The sequence below is a fragment of the Streptomyces sp. RLA012 genome (genome assembly GCF_056270325.1).
The window spans coordinates 7,696,275-7,714,246 of record NZ_JBWDPA010000002.1; the positions used below are offsets into that span (position 1 = coordinate 7,696,275).

Genomic DNA, 17,972 nt, shown 5'->3' on the forward strand with positions numbered 1-17,972 from the left:
CCGGTCCCCTCCCTTGGTGCCCGTCTCGAATGAACTGTGTGACGTTGTCGTGCCGGGTTCCTCTGAACTGTGCGACGTCGTCGTGCCGGGTTGCTCTGAACTGTGTGCCGTCGTCGTGCCGAGTTCCTCGCCGAACACGTCGTGCCCGTGCCCCGGGTGGGCCACGGCCTGGTTCCGATCCGGGTTCGTGCTCAGGTCCGGGCCCAGGTTCGGGTTCAGGTCCGGGCCCGGCTCCTGGTCCGTCCGGTCCGGTCGGTCCGTCCGGTTCATCCGGTTCATCCGGTCCGGTCGGTCCGCCCGGTTCATCCGGTCCGTGCCGGAGGGCTCGTGCAGCAGGTCCAGGGTCAGCGCGGCCGTCCAGCTGAAGCCGAGCGCTCCGCAGGCCTCGCCGGTGTACGGGTCGACGTACTCCGCGAACCCGGACGTGTCGGCGGTCTCCAGCAGCGCGGCCCGCAGCTCCTCCGCGCGCCCGTGCTCCCCGTGCAACCGCAGCCCGCGCTCCAGCAGCCAGTTCGTGTTGAACCAGGCCGGTCCGCGCCAGTAGCGGTGCGGATCGAAGGCGTGCCCGGTCAGGTCGTAACTCGGTGCCAGCCGGGCGACCCCGCCGAGCCCGAAGTGCGGCCCGCCGGCCGTACGCACAAGGGTGGCCGCGATGTCGCGTGGCAGCGCGGGGAGGATGAGCGGGAGCAGCCCGGCGACACTGCGCTCGGGAATGAGCGCACCGGTGCGTGAGCGCTGCTCCGTTCCGTGAGCGCTGCTCTCGCTGGAGCGGTGCTCTGGAGAGTGAGCGGTGCTCTCGCCGGAGCGCTGCTCTGAACCGTGAGCGCCGCTCTCGGCGGAGCCGTGCCCATAAGCGAGAGCACCGCTCTCGGAAGAGCGCCGCTCCGAAGTGAGAGCACCGCTCTCGCCGCCCCTGGCGTACACATCCCGGCAGAAGAACATCCCCTCCTCCGGGTCCCACAGCCGCTCCACCAGCGCCGCCGTCAGGCGCTCCGCGCGGGCGTGCCGCGCCGTCCCCGCCGCGCCCAGTTCCCGCGCGATCGCGGCGAGCGCGTGCTCGGAGGCGATCAGCAGCGCGTTGAACGCGGGGTCCTCGACGGCGAACTCGCCGCCGCCGTCGGCGTACCCGCCGTCCCGGTAGTCCGTCGCGAGCCGCACGTACCGCCCGTAGTCGAGGTCTGTCGGGCGGTCCTCGGCGGATCCGTGGTCGAGGTCGGCGCGGCGGAAGGAGCGCGGCGCGGCCGGGGTGACACGGCTCAGCGGGGCGTCCCAGCACGGGCTGTTGTCCATGCCCTGTTCCCATGGGTGGACCACGGAGGCGAGTCCGCCGCCGCCGAGGTCCCGGCGGTGCAGCAGATAGCGGTGCCAGGCGGCCAGCCGGGGATACACCCGGGAGAGGAAGGAACGCGACCGGGACAGGCCCGGGTCGGCCTGGTGCACCAGCCAGGCGGCGAGCGCGTGCACCGGTGGCTGCACGATGCCCGACGTCTGTACGGTGCGCGGGGCGCCCGCGGCCCGCCCCGCGGTCGAGGAGCGCCAGAAGTCGGGGCTCGGGAAGTACGCGTCCAGCGGAACGGAGGGGTTGAACACAATGTGCGGAATCCTGCCGTCACCCCACTGGGCGCCGAGCAGCGTCTCCAGTTCCGTCTGTGCCCGCAAGGGGGACAGGTGGCGCAGGCCGATCGCGATGAAGGCGGAGTCCCAGGACCACTGGTGCGGATACAGACCGCGCGAGGGAACCGTCGACGTTCCCGTCCAGTTGCCCTCCAGTACGTGGGCGGCCCTGAGGTGCAGCGACCCGCTGGAGCGGTCGCGATCGTATACATGGGCACCCGAGTGGGTGATCTCACGCGACCCGGGCGGAGAGGGTGAGCCCGAGGTGCGCACGGGGGTGGTGATCCCCGTGCGGCGGATGGTGAGTTGGGTTGTGCTGTCCACTCAGGTCTCCCCGAAGACGTCCGGCCGATCGGTTCGGCACTAGCTACCGTAGGGTTACGTCTATTTAACACGCAAAACTCAATATGTAATGCAGAGTTGGTGAACGCAAGGGGTTGGGCATGACGGGCATGGCGGGGACGGCAGGAAGGGCGGTGAAGGCCATGAGGGCCGGGCATCAGGCAAGCGCCGGGGAACTGCTCGAACTGGTGCGCAGTGGCCGCGCCACGACGCGCGGCGCGCTGCAGCAGGCCACCGGTCTGTCGCGGGCCACCGTCGGCCAGCGCCTCGACCGGCTCTTCCGCGCGGGCTGGCTGCGCGAGGGTGCGGGCGGCCCGGTGGACTCCCCGCTGGGCGGGCGCCCCTCCATCACGCTGGAGTTCGACGACGAACACGCCGTCGTCCTCGCCGCCGACCTGGACACCCGGCACGGCCGGGCCGCCGTCGTCTCGCTCACAGGGGAGATCCAGGCCGAGCACCACGGGAGCCTGCGCATCGAGGACGGCCCGGACGCCGTGCTCGGCGAGCTCGGCCGCTGGTTCGCCGAACTGCTGGAGAAGGCCGGGCAGCGACCGGACGCGGTCTGCGGGATCGGCCTTGCGGTGCCGGGCCCGGTCGACACCGACACCGGCCGGGTGGTGCAGCCGCCGATCATGCCGGGCTGGGACGGCTACGACATACGGGGGCGCCTGGGACGCGCGTTCGCCGAGCACGCCGGCACCGGCACCGAGCGCGACAGCGGGGGCGGGGCCGCGGGCGGGGCCAGGGGCGGGAGCAAGGGCGGCATCAGGGTCCCGGTCCTCGTGGACAACGACGCCAACCTGATGGCGTACGGCGAACAGCGCACCGGTTACCCGGACTGCTCGGCGTTCGCCCTGGTCAAGGTCTCCACGGGTATCGGCGCGGGCATGGTCGTCGGCGGCTCCATCTACCGGGGGATCGACGGGGGCGCCGGCGACATCGGGCACATCCGGGTCGGCGCGGACGCGCTGTGCCGATGCGGTTCCTACGGCTGTCTGGCCGCCGTCGCCAGCGGTGGCGCGGTGGCGCGCCGACTCGCCGAGTCCGGCGTACCGGCGGCCTCCGGCTCGGATGTGCGGGACCTGCTGACCGCCGGGCACCCGGAGGCGATGGCGCTCGCGCGGGAGGCGGGGCGACAGGTCGGGGACGTACTCGCGACCGTCGTGACGCTGCTCAACCCCGGGGTTTTGATGATCGCCGGGGATTTGGCCGGAACCCCGTTCCTCACGGGTGTGCGCGAGCTGCTGTACCAGCGGGCGCTGCCCCGCTCGACCGCTCATCTGGACGTGGTGACCTCGCGGCTCGGGGAGCGGGCCGGGCTGGTCGGTGCGGGGGCGCTGGTCGTGGAGTACCTGTACGCGCCGGAGCGGGTGGAGGAGCGGCTGGCGGCGCTGGGCGTATGACGTCCGCATGTCGTATCCGCATGTCGTATCCGCATGTCGTATCCGCATGCCGTATCCGCATGCCGTATCCGCATGTCGTACCTACGTCACCCCACGTCACCCCGCGTCCACATCGTGGTCCGCCTCGCGGTCCGCATGATGAAATTTCGGCCGTCTTTACGGCGTGATTCTCGCCACCCTTGATAGGGGTGATGCTCAGATGAGCGGATCTTGACCGGCTGCACTTCCCTAAGGGGTGGCACTCAGTGCCACCCTTCGATCGTTCATCGATTAAACTCAGACGCGCAGGAGGCCGCTCAGGTGAGCGATTGGCGCGGTCTGCGGGTGCTGGTTCGTTCAAGAAGTGAAAACATCGTCTCGCGACCACTTGCCAAGGCTTGACTTTCAATCGAGTGGCGGACGGGTGGTTACAGGCGTATGACGTGCAAGTAGACGTACCCAGACGCCTTCGATCTGGGTATGTTCCTCGCCGTCAGGGCAGCCACCGCGACGTCGAGGAGTCGAGACTCGTGTCGGAAAACAAAGATCCCCACGTAGCCGAGAGCGGCGACAGCGGCGTCGAGGAAGCGAAGTTCGTTTACGACTTCACCGAGGGCAACAAAGAGCTCAAGGACCTCCTCGGCGGCAAGGGTGCGAACCTCGCCGAGATGACCAACCTGGGCCTTCCCGTCCCTCCCGGCTTCACGATCACCACCGAGGCGTGCAAGACCTACCTCGGCAGCGGTGCGGAGCCCGCGGCACTGCGTGACGAGGTGAGTGCGCACCTCGAAGCCCTCGAAGCGGGGATGGGCAAGAAGCTCGGCCAGGCCGATAACCCCCTGCTCGTATCGGTGCGTTCCGGGGCGAAGTTCTCCATGCCCGGCATGATGGACACCGTGTTGAACATCGGCCTCTCCGACAAGTCGGTCCAGGGCCTGGCCAAGCAGGCCGGCGACGACCGCTTCGCGTGGGACTCGTACCGTCGTCTCATCCAGATGTTCGGCAAGACGGTCCTCGGTGTCGACGGCGAGCTCTTCGAGGACGCGCTGGACGCGGCGAAGACGGCCAAGAAGGTCACGGTCGACACGGAGCTGGAGGCCGCGGACCTCAAGAAGCTGGTCACCAAGTTCAAGAGGATCGTCAAGACCGAGGCGGGCCGGGACTTCCCGCAGGAGCCGCGCGAGCAGATGGACCTCGCCATCCACGCGGTCTTCGACTCCTGGAACACCGACCGCGCCAAGCTCTACCGCCGTCAGGAGCGCATCCCGCACGACCTCGGCACCGCGGTGAACGTGTGCTCGATGGTGTTCGGCAACCTGGGCCCCGACTCGGGTACGGGTGTGGCGTTCACGCGCGACCCCGCCTCCGGCCACCAGGGCGTGTACGGCGACTACCTCCAGAACGCCCAGGGCGAGGACGTCGTCGCGGGCATCCGCAACACCGTCCCGCTCGCCGAGCTGGAGACGATCGACAAGAAGTCGTACGACCAGCTGATGCAGATCATGGAGACCCTGGAGAACCACTACAAGGATCTCTGCGACATCGAGTTCACCATCGAGCGCGGCCAGCTGTGGATGCTGCAGACCCGCGTCGGCAAGCGCACGGCGGGCGCGGCGTTCCGTATCGCCACGCAGCTCGTCGACCAGGGCCTGATCGACGAGGCGGAAGCGCTCCAGCGGGTGACGGGCGCCCAGCTCGCCCAGCTGATGTTCCCCCGCTTCGACGAGCAGGCGAAGGTCGAGCAGATCGGCCGGGGCATCGCGGCGTCACCGGGCGCGGCGGTCGGCAAGGCGGTCTTCGACTCGTACACCGCGATCAAGTGGTCGCGCTCGGGCGAGAGGGTCATCCTGATCCGCCGCGAGACCAACCCCGACGACCTGGACGGCATGATCGCGGCGGAGGGCATCCTGACGTCGAGGGGTGGAAAGACCTCGCACGCGGCCGTCGTGGCGCGCGGTATGGGCAAGACGTGCGTCTGCGGCGCCGAGGAACTCGAGGTCGACACCAAGCGGCGCCGTATGACGGCCCCGGGCGGTCTGGTCATCGAGGAGGGCGACGTCGTCTCGATCGACGGCTCGACGGGCAAGGTCTACCTGGGCGAGGTCCCGGTGGTCCCCTCCCCGGTCGTCGAGTACTTCGAGGGCCGGATGCACGCGGGCGCCGACGACGCCGACGAACTGGTCGCCGCCGTGCACCGGATCATGGCGTACGCGGACCGGGTCCGCCGGCTGCGCGTCCGCGCCAACGCGGACAACGCGGAGGACGCCCTGAGGGCCCGCCGCTTCGGCGCGCAGGGCATCGGCCTGTGCCGCACCGAGCACATGTTCCTCGGCGACCGGCGGGAACTGGTCGAGCGGTTGATCCTGGCCGACACGGACGCCGAACGCGAGGACTCCCTCAAGGGCCTGCTCCCCCTCCAGAAGCGGGACTTCGTCGAACTCTTCGAGGCGATGGACGGCCTCCCGGTGACGATCCGTCTCCTGGACCCGCCGCTGCACGAGTTCCTGCCCGACGTGACCGAACTGTCGGTACGGGTGGCGCTGGCCGAGTCGCGCGGCGACGCCAACGAGAACGACCTGCGGCTGCTCCAGGCGGTGCACCGGCTGCACGAGCAGAACCCGATGCTGGGCCTGCGTGGCGTACGCCTGGGCCTGGTCATCCCCGGCCTGTTCACCATGCAGGTGCGGGCGATCGCGGAGGCGGCGGCGGAACGCAAGAACGCGAAGGGCGACCCCCGGGCCGAGGTCATGATCCCCCTCGTGGGCACGGTCCAGGAGCTGGAGATCGTCCGCGAGGAGGCCGACCAGGTCATCGCCGAGGTCCAGGCGGCCACCGGCACGAACCTCAAGCTCGCCATCGGCACGATGATCGAACTCCCGCGGGCCGCGCTGACCGCCGGTCAGATCGCCGAGGCGGCGGAGTTCTTCTCCTTCGGCACGAACGACCTCACGCAGACGGTGTGGGGCTTCTCCCGCGACGACGTGGAGGCCTCCTTCTTCACGGCCTACCTGGAGAAGGGCATCTTCGGCGTCAGCCCCTTCGAGACGATCGACAGGGACGGGGTGGGCTCCCTGGTCCGCTCCGCGGTGAAGGCGGGCCGCGCGACCCGGCCCGACCTGAAGCTCGGCGTCTGCGGCGAGCACGGCGGCGACCCGGAATCGGTCCACTTCTTCCACGAGGTGGGACTGGACTACGTGTCCTGCTCCCCCTTCCGGATCCCGGTGGCGCGGCTCGAGGCGGGGCGCGCGGCGTCGTCGTCGAAGGGCAGCGACCACCGGTAGCCCTCACCGAGGGCTGCGCAGGCCCCGGGGCCTTCGACCGTCACCCCGACCCTCACCGACGGTCGACGGCCCCGGCGTACGAAAGAAACGGGGTGGCACCTTGTGCGGAGGTGCCACCCCGTCGTACGGCCGGGGACAGCCGTACGACGGCGTCGAGACCCCCGTACGGGGGCGCGGCCGACTCGACCTCGCAGCCGCCGATGTGCCGCTGCACCAGGGCGAAGCCCAGGCCCGTACCGCCCTTGGGCGCGTCGGGAGCGCGCCAGAACCGGCCGAAGACACGACGGCGCCGCTCCTCACTCAGGCCGGGGCCCTCGCGGGCGGTGGGGCCCGACAACAGCACTTGCCACGCGCTTCCTGTGCTTCCGGATCACCTGATGGGATGGCGATTTGTAGGCCAAAGGATTCAGCGCGTTACTGATCCATTACCTTTTGTAACTCCTGGGGGCCGGTGGGGTCGTCGGGGGCAGAGAGGTGACAGATGAAGCCGGCAGTGGTGTGTGTGGTGGCAGCGGGAGTCTTCCTCGCCGGGGCAGGCGCGGCGATCGCGGAATCGTGGCACTACATGCCCGATTTCCAGGCGAGGGGAGCCAACTTCCAGAACGGCCACTATCGGTTCAACCCGCCAGGGCAGAACCATGGTTCCTTCGAGTGGGCGGGATACCTCAGGGACACGTCGCCCCGCGACGGCCACAATGTCTACGTGCGGGTCCGGGTCGAAGGCCACGATGGGGTCGAGTACTACGGAAAGCAGGGGAAGTCGGTGTTCCTGCACAAGTCCAACTGGGAGGCCTCCCAGCGCTACACGGACGATGCCTATGTTCGGGCCTGTGTTGATCGCGGAACTGTTTGGCTGGACGACTGTTCCGGCGAGGTGCACTTCCGCAAGCGCTGAGCGGTTTCACCGGTGTCCAGGACTCGGGTGCAGGCCCGAGTCCCGCTTCCCTTCGGGAGTCCAGATCAACACGTCAGAAGTCCTCTCCGCCAAGGGAATCGACCTCTACTACGGCCCGGCCCACGCTGTTAAGAGCGCGTCCATTGCACTCCATCGGGGCGAGGTCGCGGCGATTATGGGTCAGAGCGGCTCGGGCAAGTCATCCCTCCTGTACACCCTTGCGGGCGTTCTGCCCGTCGCGAGCGGTGAAGTCCTTTTTGAAGGCCGCCCGTTGGCAGCACTCGACGATGAGGAACTCAGCACCTTGCGCCGAGACCGCTTCGGGTTTGTTTTCCAGTACGGAGAGCTCCTGCCCGAGCTGACAGTGGAGGAGAACACCGCTCTGCCGCTACGGCTGGCGGGGCAGCGCAAAGCTCCGGCGCTCGCTGCTGCAGGGGAGGTACTGGGGCGTCTGGGCCTCGGGGATCTGAAGGAACGGCGTCCTTCGCAGGTGTCCGGTGGACAGAACCAGCGTGTTGCCGTCGCTCGCGCTCTCGTGCACAGGCCCGCAGTGGTCTTTGCCGACGAGCCAACAGGGTCGCTGGACAGCGCCAACGCAGCCACGGTCCTCAAGGAGTTCCTCGCGCTTGCCCGTTCGCAGGGCACGGCAGTCGTGCTCGTCACGCACGACGCGAAGGTCGCGTCCCAGGCGGACAAGCGCTACACGATGCTTGATGGTGAGCTCGTCGCGCAGGGGCCGGGGGAGTTGTGAAGGAACTCCTCTTGGGCCTAAGACTGCTGCTCGGCAGTGGACGCGGCAATCGTGTGCGATTCGTCCTCATGACGGTCGGCGGCTCACTGGGTGTGTGCTGTCTGGCCATCGTGTTGGCGATTCCCGGTATCCTCGCCGCGCAGGATGGGCGCATTGTCGGCAGACAGTCCGTCAGTCCCACAGCTCAATCCAACGGCGTCGTCGCGGACGGCTACCCGCTGACGCTCGACCACACAGATCCCTATGGCTCAACACCCCTCACCCGGGTCTTCACGGCCCGTGGTACGAGGAGTGTCGAGCCGCCCCCGGGACTCCCCTCGTTCCCGCGGGACGGTGAAGTGTTCGTCTCGCCACAGCTGCACGAACTGCGTCAGCACAACGCGGCGTTGGCCCAGCTGGTCCCTGGTGAGGAAGTCGGGCTGATCGGTGCCGAGGGGCTGGCCCGCCCCGATGAGCTCTTCGCGTACGTAGGCATGAGTCGTGCCGAACTCTCCGGCGGCAGCCCTGTGGAGCGGTTCGGCGAGAGCTACGGGCCAGCTCCTACGTTGGACTCCACAACCCTCGGCATCCTGCGCTTCACATTGGCGGGAGTCGTGCTGCTCCCGCTCGCCGTCTTCCTCTCGGTCTGCGCACGCCTCTCCGCGGCCGACCGGGCGCGCAGGCTGGCCGCGCTGCGCCTGCTGGGGTTGAGCAAGAAGGGGACCCAGCGGGTGAACGCCGCCGAGACCGTCGCCGCCGCCGGGCTGGGCGCGATCCTCGGACTCGGCGAGTACTGGGCCGTGAACCAACTCGTCTCACGAGTCGGTCTGCCGGGGTTCACGTGGTACCCGGCCGATGGCGCGCTGACCTTCCAGACCCTCGTGGTGTGTCTCGTCGGATGTCCGGCGCTGGCCTGGTACGTGGGTCGCGCCAGTGCGGGGAAGGCCGCTGCCAATCCCCTGGCCGTCCGGCGCGGCGCGGTGGAGAAGCCGCCCTCGAAGTGGGTCTTCCTGCCACTGATCGCAGGTCTGGGAGTCATCACGGGCTACTGCGTCGCGGGCGCGACGGGCCATGCTCCCACGAGCACCGCCGTGTCCTCGTTGCTCATGCCGCTGGGGATCATCCTGGCCGGTGTCGGGCTCGCGCTCTCGCTTCCGTCGCTGTCCCGATTCCTCGCGCAGCGGATGGCGCGCTCCACCCGGTCGCTTTCCCTCGGGCTCGCGATGCGGCGCAACGAGGCCGAGCCGGGCGGTGCGATCCGGGTGGCCACCGGGCTCGTACTGCTGGTCTTCGCGGCTTCTCTCGCGCAGGGGGTCGTCATTGAACTGAACGGGGTGGCCAAGAGCACCTTGGCCGTCCAGACGTACGAGATCCCGTACGGAGAGCTCAGCGGGCCCCAGCGACGGGCCGTCGAGGCGCTGCCGGGGCTCCGGGCGCATGTCGTCAAGCTGAGGTCGGACTCCGCCGACACGGGAGATTCTCCCAGCCCTGGGGCCGTGGTGGCGACGTGCGGTCAGCTGCGCAAGGCGGTGCCGTGGGCCGAGGGGTGTGTGGACGGGCGGCCCATGCGGCTGTGGGATGTCACGCAACCTGAGGGCACCGGTGCCAAGGCGGGGGCCAGCGTCCTCTTCGGGCTGAAGGAGGGACAGCGCTCCCGTGACCTGAAGCTCACGGTGCCGCAGCAGACCATCCGGTATCGCGACCATGAGGACATCCAAGTCCTGCCGAGCGGAGCGATCCTGATCCCCCCAGCCGCACTGCCCCCGAACGCGCGCCCGGAGAGTGCCACCCTGACACTCGTCAGTGGTCCGTCCGAGAAAACCGTCCGCACCGTCCTCGACGGCATCGGCGGCATCGCCCCCATGGCCGGTGTCACCACTCCGGGACTGATCGTCGACTCGTTCCAGCGGGTCACCATCGTCAAGACCCTCCTCGCCGTAGGCATGATCCTAGGCCTGGTCATCGGCGTCGCCGCCTATCTCGTCGCGGCCACCGACCGAGCCGTCGAGCGGCGGCCGCAGGTTACGGCGTTGGCCTTGTTGGGGGCGCGGGCGCGGACGTTGCGGGCTGTGCAGGTGGTGCAGGTGGTGTTGCCGTTGGCTGTGGGGTTGGTGTTGGCGGTGGTGGTGGGAAAGATGGCCGAGTCGAGTTATCTGGTCACCGGGGGCGGGGCAGTCTTCTGGGACGGGGACGGGGTGCCGCTTCTGCTTGGCTGTGCTCTCGGGGTGCTGGTCGTCGCAGCGGTGGGGGCGTTGCCGCTCGTGGGGCGGCGGATTGATCCCGAGTTGATTCGGCGGGACTGAGGGGGCGGGTGCTGCGCGGCGTACTGTAAGTGACGGGCATCGGTAGAAGGGTTTTCATCATGGCCGGGTGGAATGTGCGTGACATCCCTGATCAGTTCGGTCGTACGGCCGTCGTCACCGGGGCCAACAGCGGGATCGGTTTTGTCACTGCGCGTGAGCTCGCCCGGCACGGGGCGCGGGTCGTGCTTGCCTGTCGGAGTGAGGAGCGGGGGAGCGAGGCCGGGGACCGGATCGCCTCCGAAGTGCCCGGCGCGGACGTGGAGTTCGTACGGCTGGACCTCGGCGATCTCGACTCCGTGGCGGAGTTCGCGGCGACGTTCGACCATGTGTACGGTGAACGGCTCGATCTGCTCGTCAACAACGCCGGTGTCATGGCCTTGCCGCTGGGGCGTACCGCCGACGGGTTCGAGACCCAGTTCGGGGTCAATCACCTGGGGCACTTCGCACTCACCGGGTTGCTGCTTCCCGCACTGCTCGCCACCCCCGGCGCCCGCGTCGTGACCGTGTCGAGCATGTTCCACGTGCTTGCCAATATCGACATCCGTGACCTCAACAGCGAGCGGGGCGCGTACCGGCGCTGGCTTGCCTACGGGCGATCCAAGACCGCCAATCTGCTGTTCACCCATGAGCTCGCGCGGCGGCTGGTTGGTATTGGGTCCGGTGTCGTCGCTGCCGCCGCTCATCCCGGGTACGCCTCCACCAACCTCCAGACCGCCGCCCCGAGGCTCACAGGGCGCAAGGGCTCCGAGCGGGCCATGGAGATCGGGAACCGGCTCTTCGCGCAGAGCCCGGACGCCGGGGCGCTGCCCACGCTGTACGCCGCCACCGCGCCCGACGTACGGCCCGACTCCTTCACCGGACCCTCGTTCGCGATGTGGCGCGGCGCGCCCGCGAACTCCTGGCGGGCCGGGTGGACACTCAACGACACCGCCGGGGAGCTCCTCTGGAGCGCCTCCGAGCAGCTCACCGGTGTGGCGTACGGTGCGCTGAAGGCGTAGGAGGTCGGCCCGACGACTGGCCGCGATCACCTGTACGTCACCGACGAAACAGTGCCGCATCGGCGGATCCGGCGGGTCCGCAGGCGTCTGCTGCTGTGGTCAGGGGGTGAGGTCCAGTACGCGGACCGGCTCGCCGGCCCACCGGTGCGGGGCGGTGGTGACGATGATCGCGCCGTCGGGACGGTCCGGTGTGGGTTGCGCGGCGTAGTGGCTGTGAGCTGCGGTCCAGGTCTCCTGCCGTGCGAGGGCCAGGGCGGCAGTCAGGTCCAGGTCGAGGACCGTGATGCCGGGAAGGGAGGCCAGATGCTCGCCCGTGCCGGGCACGGTCGGCTTCTACCAACGCGCACGCCGGGGCGTAAAGGAACCAGCCCGGTTCGGCGTGGGCGCGGTGGAGCAGACGGGAAGCGAGGACGTTGCCCTGGCCGGCTGCGACCATCGCGGTGTCGTCGCTCGGTGATCGGGAAGCGGCTTTGGCTCAGAGGGCGCCTCCGCTGTCCACCACCAAGTCCGTGCCGACGATCGACGCCGCCTCGTCCGAGGCCAGGTAGAGGATGGCCGCTGCCACCTCCTCGGTCTTCGAGACCCTGCCCAGCGGCAGTTCGTGACGTACCCGCTCCACCCGCTCGGCCTCCGACTCGCCGGGCCGCCGGGACATCGGGGTGGCGGCGGCGCCGGGGCTGACGACGTTGATCCGGACGCCGTCAGCGATGTGGTCGAGGGCCGCGGCCCGGGACAGCGCGGTGACGGCGGCCTTCGTGGCGGCGTAGGCGGCGACGCCGGGGCGCCGGGTGTGCAGACCGATGGTGGAGGCCAGGCTGACGATCGCGCCGCCGGACGGCTGTGTCCGCATCTGCCGGATCTCCGCCTGCAGGGCCAGGAACACGCCGGTGACGTTGATGTCCAGTTGCGCGTGCCAGTCGGCCTCCGGGAGGTCGGCCAGCGGTGTACCGCTGTGGAAGACGGCCGCGTTGTTGACCGCCACGTCCAGGGAGCCGAAGCGGTCGACGGCCGCGTCGACGAGGGTTCGCAGCTCATCGGCGCGTGACACGTCGGCGGTCACCGCCAGCGCCTTTCCGCCCTGGGCCTCGATCAGCGCGACCGTCTCGCCGAGCGGGGCGGCGGTGCGACCGGCGACGACGACCTGCGCGCCCTCCGCGGCGAACGCCAGGGCGGTGGTCCGGCCTATGCCGGATCCGGCGCCCGTGACGAGGGCCGTCTTTCCTGTGAAGCGTGTGGTCATTCCGGGATCCCTTTTTTGACCGATCGGTTCAGTATGGGTGCGTGCAGAGAGTGTGGTGTGTGTGGGGGTGTGTTCCTCAGTCGAGCAGTGTCAGTGCCTGCTCCGCCGCGTCGTGGACGCGGGTCGGGTCCGCGGACGCCTTGCCCATCACGCGCAGCCCCTGCATCAGGACCAGCAGCAGGTGGGCGAGGGCGAGCGGGTCGCGGTCGGCGGGCAGTTCGTCCTGGGCCTGGGCGCGGACCAGGGCCGAGTGCAGCAGGGTTTCGACGTGGTCCCAGCTGTGCTCGACCCGGCGGGCCGCGGCCGTGTCGTGGGGTGCCAGCTCGGCGGCCGTGTTGGTGACGAAACAGCCGCTCAGACGGCTGCCGTCGGTCGCCGCCTCGGTCGCGTAACGGCGTATCACCGCGCGTACGGCGGGCAGTGCGGGGCCCGGCTGGGAGAGTTCCCGCAGGAGTTGCGGATTGCGTGTCTGCTGGTAGCGGTCCAGCGCCTTCAGGTACAGCTCGTGCTTGTTGCCGAAGGTCGCGTAGATGCTGGCGCGTCCGACGCCGAGGTGTTCGACGAGATCCGTCATCGATGTCGCCTCGTAGCCGCGCCGCCAGAACAGTTCGAGGGCCGACTGCAACGCGGCGTCCGGGTCGAACTCCTTGGTCCTGGCCATGGGGACGACCGTAGGGTCATTCAGAACGATCGGTCAAGTGAATCCGGGGTGGCCGGTGGGCGCGAGGAGGATCCGGTCACCCCGGACGTCGGGCGGTGTGCACCTCGTCCGTCAGGAAGCCCGGACCTCGTACGTCGTCACCCGTACCGTCTCGTCGTCCAGGCACTGGCCCGACTCCAGGTCGAACCGCTGCTTCAGGAGAGGCGAGGCCACGAACGGGCGGCCCCGGTGGGAGCCGATCAGGCCGCGGGAGAGGACGGCGGCGCCGCCGAACGGGTCACGGTTGTCGATCGCGTACATCCGGCCCGCGCGGTCGAGGAAGACGGCGGCCTGGCCGCCGTCCGGCAGCAGGGCGGCGACCCCGCGGCCCGGCGTCAGCGCGGACAGCTCGCAGAGGGTCAACCAGGAGTCCGCCAGCCGGAGTTGGACCTTGAGGGCGGTCGTCTCGGGTGCCAGGGTCATCGCTGGGCACTTCCTTCCAGGGCTTCCATGGTGGCGGCTTCCAGGGGGCGTCGGCCGATGCTCAGCAGCGGCAGGTCCGGCTTGATCTGGTCGCGTTCGGGGACGAAGCCGACAACCGGGTCGGGGGTGTCCGGGGCGTTCACGAAGGACACGAACCGGGCGAGCTTCTCGGGGTCGTTGATGGTCTCGGCCCACTCGTCGCGGTAGGCGGCGACATGCGCGGACATCAGCGACTCCAGCTCCTCGCAGATGCCCAGGGAGTCGTCGACGACCACGTCGCGGATGTGGTCGAGGCCGCCGGGAATCCGCTCCAGCCAGGTCGACGTGCGCTCCAGCCGGTCCGCGGTGCGGATGTAGAACATCAGGAACCGGTCGATCAGACGGATGAGTTCGGCGTCGCTCAGGTCCTGGGCCAGCAGGTCCGCGTGGCGCGGGGTGGCGCCGCCGTTGCCGCCGACGTACAGGTTCCAGCCCGCCGCCGTGGCGATCACGCCGAAGTCCTTGGACTGGGCCTCGGCGCACTCACGGGCGCACCCGGAGACCGCCGACTTGAGCTTGTGCGGGGAGCGCAGCCCCCGGTAGCGCAGCTCCAGGTCGATCGCCATGCGGACGGAGTCCTGGACGCCGTAGCGGCACCAGGTCTGGCCGACACAGGATTTGACCGTGCGCAGGGCCTTTCCGTACGCGTGCCCGGACTCGAAGCCCGCGTCCACCAACCTCGCCCAGATGAGGGGGAGTTGTTCCACCCGTGCGCCGAAGAGGTCGATGCGCTGACCGCCCGTGATCTTCGTGTAGAGGCCGAAGTCCCGGGCCACCTCGCCGATCACGATCAGCTTCTCGGGGGTGATCTCGCCGCCGGGGATGCGCGGCACGATCGAGTACGAGCCGTTCTTCTGGAGGTTGGCGAGGAAGTGGTCGTTGGTGTCCTGGAGGGCTGCCTGCTCGCCGTCCAGGACATAGCCGCTGGCGCCGATCGTCGGAGCGAGGGAGGCGATGATCGAGGCGACGGCCGGCTTGCAGGTCTCGCAGCCCTCGCCGCCCCGGGCGCCCTCGCGGCCGTAGCGGTCCAGCAGGGCCTGGAAGGAGGGGATGCGCAGCGCGAGGGCGATCTCGTACAGCTCCTCGCGGGTCTGTGCGAAGCAGCCGCACAGGCCGTGGTCGACCTCGACGCCGCTCGCCGCCAGCTCCTCGTTGACGAGCTGGCCGAGGACCTTGACGCAACTCCCGCAGCCGGTACCGGCCTTGGTGCACTTCTTCACTTCCGGCACCGTGGTGCAGGAGTGCTCGGCGACCGCACCGCGGATGGTGCCCTTGGTGACGTTGTGGCAGGAGCAGATGACGGCGGAGTCGGGGAGCGCGGAGGGGCCGAGAGCGACCGGGGCGCCCGCGCCCGCCGGGAGGACCAGCTGCTCGGGGGCGATCGGCGGCACCGAGCCGGTGAGGGCGCGCAGGGTGCCGTACGCGTCCGCGTCGCCGACCAGGATGCCACCGAGCAGCGCCCCGTCGCGGCCGATGACCAGCTTCTTGTACGTGCCCGAGCGCGAGTCGGAGTAGACGACGTCGAGGCAGTCGGAGGTGGCGCCGTGCGCGTCGCCGAAGGACGCCACGTCGACGCCGAGCAGCTTGAGCTTGGTGGACAGATCGGCGCCGGTGAAGCTCGCCTCGTCGGCCGCGATCGTGGCGGCGGCCGTCTCGGCCATCTCGTAGCCGGGCGCGACCAGGCCGTAGACCCGGCCGTCCGAGGCGAGGGCGCACTCACCGATCGCGAAGACATACGGGTCCGAGGTGCGGCACTGCGCGTCGACCGTGATGCCGCCGCGTTCGCCGACCGTGAGCCCGGTGTCGCGGGCGAGCTGGTCGCGCGGGCGCACGCCCGCCGAGAACACCACGAGATCCGTGGCGAGTTCGGAGCCGTCGGAGAGCTTCATGCCGGTCACGGCGCCGTCGTCGCCGGTGACGATCTCCTGGGTGCCGGTGCCCGTGTGGACGGTCAGGCCCATGTCCCGGATGGTGCGCAGGAGGGCGGCGCCGCCGCCCTCGTCGACCTGTACGGGCATCAGGCGTGGCGCGAACTCCACGATGTGCGTGGCCAGTCCGAGCCCCTTCAGCGCGCCCGCCGCTTCGAGGCCGAGCAGACCGCCGCCGACCACGGCGCCCGTCGTCGCCCGCGCCTTCGCGTACTCCTCGATGGCGAGCAGGTCCTCGATGGTGCGGTAGACGAAGCAGCCCTCGGCGTCCTTGCCGGGCACCGGCGGTACGAAGGGGTACGAGCCGGTGGCGAGGACCAGGGTGTCGTACGCGATCACCAGACCCGAGCGGGCGGTGACGCGCCGGGTGTCCCGGTCGATCGTCTCGGCCGGGTCGCCGAGGTGCAGTTCGATGCCGTGCGCCGCGATGAACTCGGCGTCGGTGAGCGAGAGTTCGTCCGGTGTGCGGCCCGCGAAGTACGAGGTGAGCCGGACGCGGTCGTACGCGGGGCGCGGCTCCTCGCACAGCACGACCACGCGGTGCGTGGCGGTCAGGCCGCGTTCGGCGAGCGCTTCGAGGAAGCGCTGGCCGACCATGCCATGGCCGACGAGCACGATCGTGTGCGCGGTGCCGTCGGTGGCGTTCGCCGCCGCCGCCTTCGTCGTGTCCGTGGACATTCAGGAGCCTCCGTCGTTGGTGAGCAGGTGGAGCAGCGGGGCGCCGTCCGCGGGGAGGGGTTCGGCTTCCTCCCAGGCGCGGGCCAGCGCGCCGACGGTGCCGAGGTCGCCGACGAGCACGCCGCCGACCAGCCGGTCGTCGCGGACGACGACCTTGCGGTAGGTGCCGCGGGTGGCGTCGGTGAGCTGGACGACGTCGTCGCCGGGGCGGGGATCGGGGTCGCCGAAGGCCGCCATGTCGAAAGGGGTGTGGTCGGTGTCGTTGGTGTGTTCGCTGTGACCGCTGTGACCGCTGTGATTGATATGGCCGTCGTGGCTGGTGTTGCTGGTGTTGCTGGTTTTGCCTGTACGGCCGGTGAGGCCGGTGAGGGTGAGGCGGGTCAGGGAGCGGGTGCCGGTGTAACGGGCGCCGGGGTTGCCCCTGATCAGCTCGGCCAGGACGTCGGCCTGTTCGAGGGCCGGGGTGGCCAGCCCGTACACCGTGCCGTTGTGCTGGGCGCAGTCGCCGATCGCCCGGATGTGCGGATCGGACGTACGCAGTTCGTCGTCGACGAGGATGCCCTTGTGGACGGCGAGGCCCGCGTCCTGGGCGAGGCCCACCCGGGGGTGGACGCCGCAGGCGAGGACGACGAGGTCGGCGTCGAGGGCGTATCCGTCGGCGAGTTCGACCGAGCGGACCGCGCCGCCGACACAGCGCACGTCGCGCACCCGGCACTCGGTGTGCACCTCGGCGCCCAGGTCCGTCAGGTGCCGGTGCACCATCCTGGACGCGGACGGGTCCAGTTGGCGTTCCATGAGCCGCTCGGCCTGCTGGGCCAGCACGACCTGGGCGCCGCGCACCGCCAGCGCGCGGGCGGCGGAGGCGCCGAGCAGCCCGCCGCCGATCACCACGGCGCGGACACCGGGCCGTACGGCCTTCGACAGGCCCAGGCAGTCGTCCATCGTGCGGAACGCGTGCACACCCTCCGGGAGTTCGTGCCGACCGGGGGTGAACAGACCGCGCAGGGGCGGCAGTACGGGGTTCGAACCCGTCGCGAGGACCAGCGTGTCGTATGCGATCAGCGAGCCGTCCGCGCAGTGCACGGTGCGGGCGGCCCGGTCGATACCGGTGACCCGGGCGTGGGTGAGGCGGGCGGGCCGCGGGAGGGCGATGACCTCGGGGGCGTAGCGGCCCGCCAGCACCTCGGCGAGCAGCACCCGGTTGTACGGGCGGTGTTCCTCCTCGCCGACGAGCGTGACGGACAGCGCCGGTACGGGCGGTACGGGCGATACCGTCGGCACCGGCGGTACGGACTGCACCGTCGGCACCGCCGATATCGCCGATATCGCCGACGCACCGAGCTCGCCGAGCCGCTGGGCGAGACGGGCGCCCGCGAGCCCGGCGCCGATCACCACCACACGCGTATTCGAGGTCATGTA

General features: G+C 70.0%; 12 protein-coding genes and 2 pseudogenes. 6 read left to right on the forward strand and 8 right to left on the reverse strand.

Features of this window, described 5'->3' with window-relative positions:
• Window positions 1–327: 327 nt before the first annotated feature.
• A pseudogene (locus RV986_RS35285) lies at window positions 328–1,845 on the reverse strand (MGH1-like glycoside hydrolase domain-containing protein); the annotation flags it as partial.
• 221 nt (window positions 1,846–2,066) lie between these two features.
• Here RV986_RS35285 and RV986_RS35290 point away from each other — a divergent pair.
• Complete coding sequence (locus tag RV986_RS35290) at window positions 2,067–3,359, forward strand: ROK family transcriptional regulator (RefSeq protein ID WP_475924548.1); 1,293 nt, start codon at window positions 2,067–2,069, stop codon at window positions 3,357–3,359.
• A 509-nt stretch (window positions 3,360–3,868) separates the two neighbouring features.
• On the forward strand, window positions 3,869–6,619 hold the full coding sequence (gene ppdK, locus RV986_RS35295) for a pyruvate, phosphate dikinase (RefSeq protein ID WP_475921248.1): 2,751 nt from the start codon (window positions 3,869–3,871) through the stop codon (window positions 6,617–6,619).
• 52 nt (window positions 6,620–6,671) lie between these two features.
• Here the strand turns inward: ppdK and RV986_RS35300 are convergent, their stop codons facing one another.
• Window positions 6,672–6,962: a hypothetical protein gene (locus RV986_RS35300; RefSeq protein WP_475921249.1), complete on the reverse strand. Its 291-nt coding sequence runs from the start codon at window positions 6,960–6,962 to the stop codon at window positions 6,672–6,674.
• A 138-nt stretch (window positions 6,963–7,100) separates the two neighbouring features.
• On the opposite strand from RV986_RS35300, the gene RV986_RS35305 reads away from it, so the two are divergent.
• The 4 genes from RV986_RS35305 (at window position 7,101) to RV986_RS35320 (ending at window position 11,545) form a co-directional block, all read left to right on the forward strand.
• Window positions 7,101–7,514 carry a hypothetical protein gene (locus RV986_RS35305; RefSeq protein ID WP_475921250.1) on the forward strand — a complete coding sequence of 138 codons (414 nt, stop codon included), beginning with the start codon at window positions 7,101–7,103 and terminating at the stop codon, window positions 7,512–7,514.
• Window positions 7,515–7,689: 175 nt separating this feature from the next.
• On the forward strand, window positions 7,690–8,265 hold the full coding sequence (locus RV986_RS35310; RefSeq protein WP_475921251.1) for an ABC transporter ATP-binding protein: 576 nt from the start codon (window positions 7,690–7,692) through the stop codon (window positions 8,263–8,265).
• 11 nt (window positions 8,266–8,276) lie between these two features.
• On the forward strand, window positions 8,277–10,547 hold the full coding sequence (locus RV986_RS35315) for an FtsX-like permease family protein (RefSeq protein ID WP_475921252.1): 2,271 nt from the start codon (window positions 8,277–8,279) through the stop codon (window positions 10,545–10,547).
• A 59-nt stretch (window positions 10,548–10,606) separates the two neighbouring features.
• Window positions 10,607–11,545, forward strand: coding sequence for an oxidoreductase (locus RV986_RS35320; RefSeq protein WP_475921253.1), 939 nt, complete (start codon window positions 10,607–10,609; stop codon window positions 11,543–11,545).
• A 99-nt stretch (window positions 11,546–11,644) separates the two neighbouring features.
• Here the strand turns inward: RV986_RS35320 and RV986_RS35325 are convergent.
• From RV986_RS35325 to RV986_RS35350, 6 genes and pseudogenes are all read right to left on the reverse strand, one after another.
• Window positions 11,645–11,981 (reverse strand): annotated as a pseudogene (locus tag RV986_RS35325) (hypothetical protein).
• A gap of 39 nt (window positions 11,982–12,020) precedes the next feature.
• Complete coding sequence (locus tag RV986_RS35330; RefSeq protein WP_475921254.1) at window positions 12,021–12,785, reverse strand: SDR family NAD(P)-dependent oxidoreductase; 765 nt, start codon at window positions 12,783–12,785, stop codon at window positions 12,021–12,023.
• A 76-nt stretch (window positions 12,786–12,861) separates the two neighbouring features.
• Window positions 12,862–13,446, reverse strand: a complete 585-nt coding sequence (locus RV986_RS35335) for a TetR/AcrR family transcriptional regulator (RefSeq protein WP_475921255.1) — start codon at window positions 13,444–13,446, stop codon at window positions 12,862–12,864.
• 111 nt (window positions 13,447–13,557) lie between these two features.
• On the reverse strand, window positions 13,558–13,908 hold the full coding sequence (gene nirD, locus RV986_RS35340) for a nitrite reductase small subunit NirD (RefSeq protein WP_475921256.1): 351 nt from the start codon (window positions 13,906–13,908) through the stop codon (window positions 13,558–13,560).
• A complete protein-coding gene (nirB, locus tag RV986_RS35345) occupies window positions 13,905–16,553 on the reverse strand; it encodes a nitrite reductase large subunit NirB (protein ID WP_475921257.1) in 2,649 nt (882 codons plus the stop codon). Before nirB ends, nirD begins: the two co-directional genes overlap by 4 nt.
• The gene (locus tag RV986_RS35350) at window positions 16,554–17,969 is read right to left on the reverse strand and encodes an NAD(P)/FAD-dependent oxidoreductase (protein WP_475921258.1); all 1,416 of its coding nucleotides are present in this window, start codon (window positions 17,967–17,969) and stop codon (window positions 16,554–16,556) included.
• Window positions 17,970–17,972 lie beyond the last annotated feature (3 nt).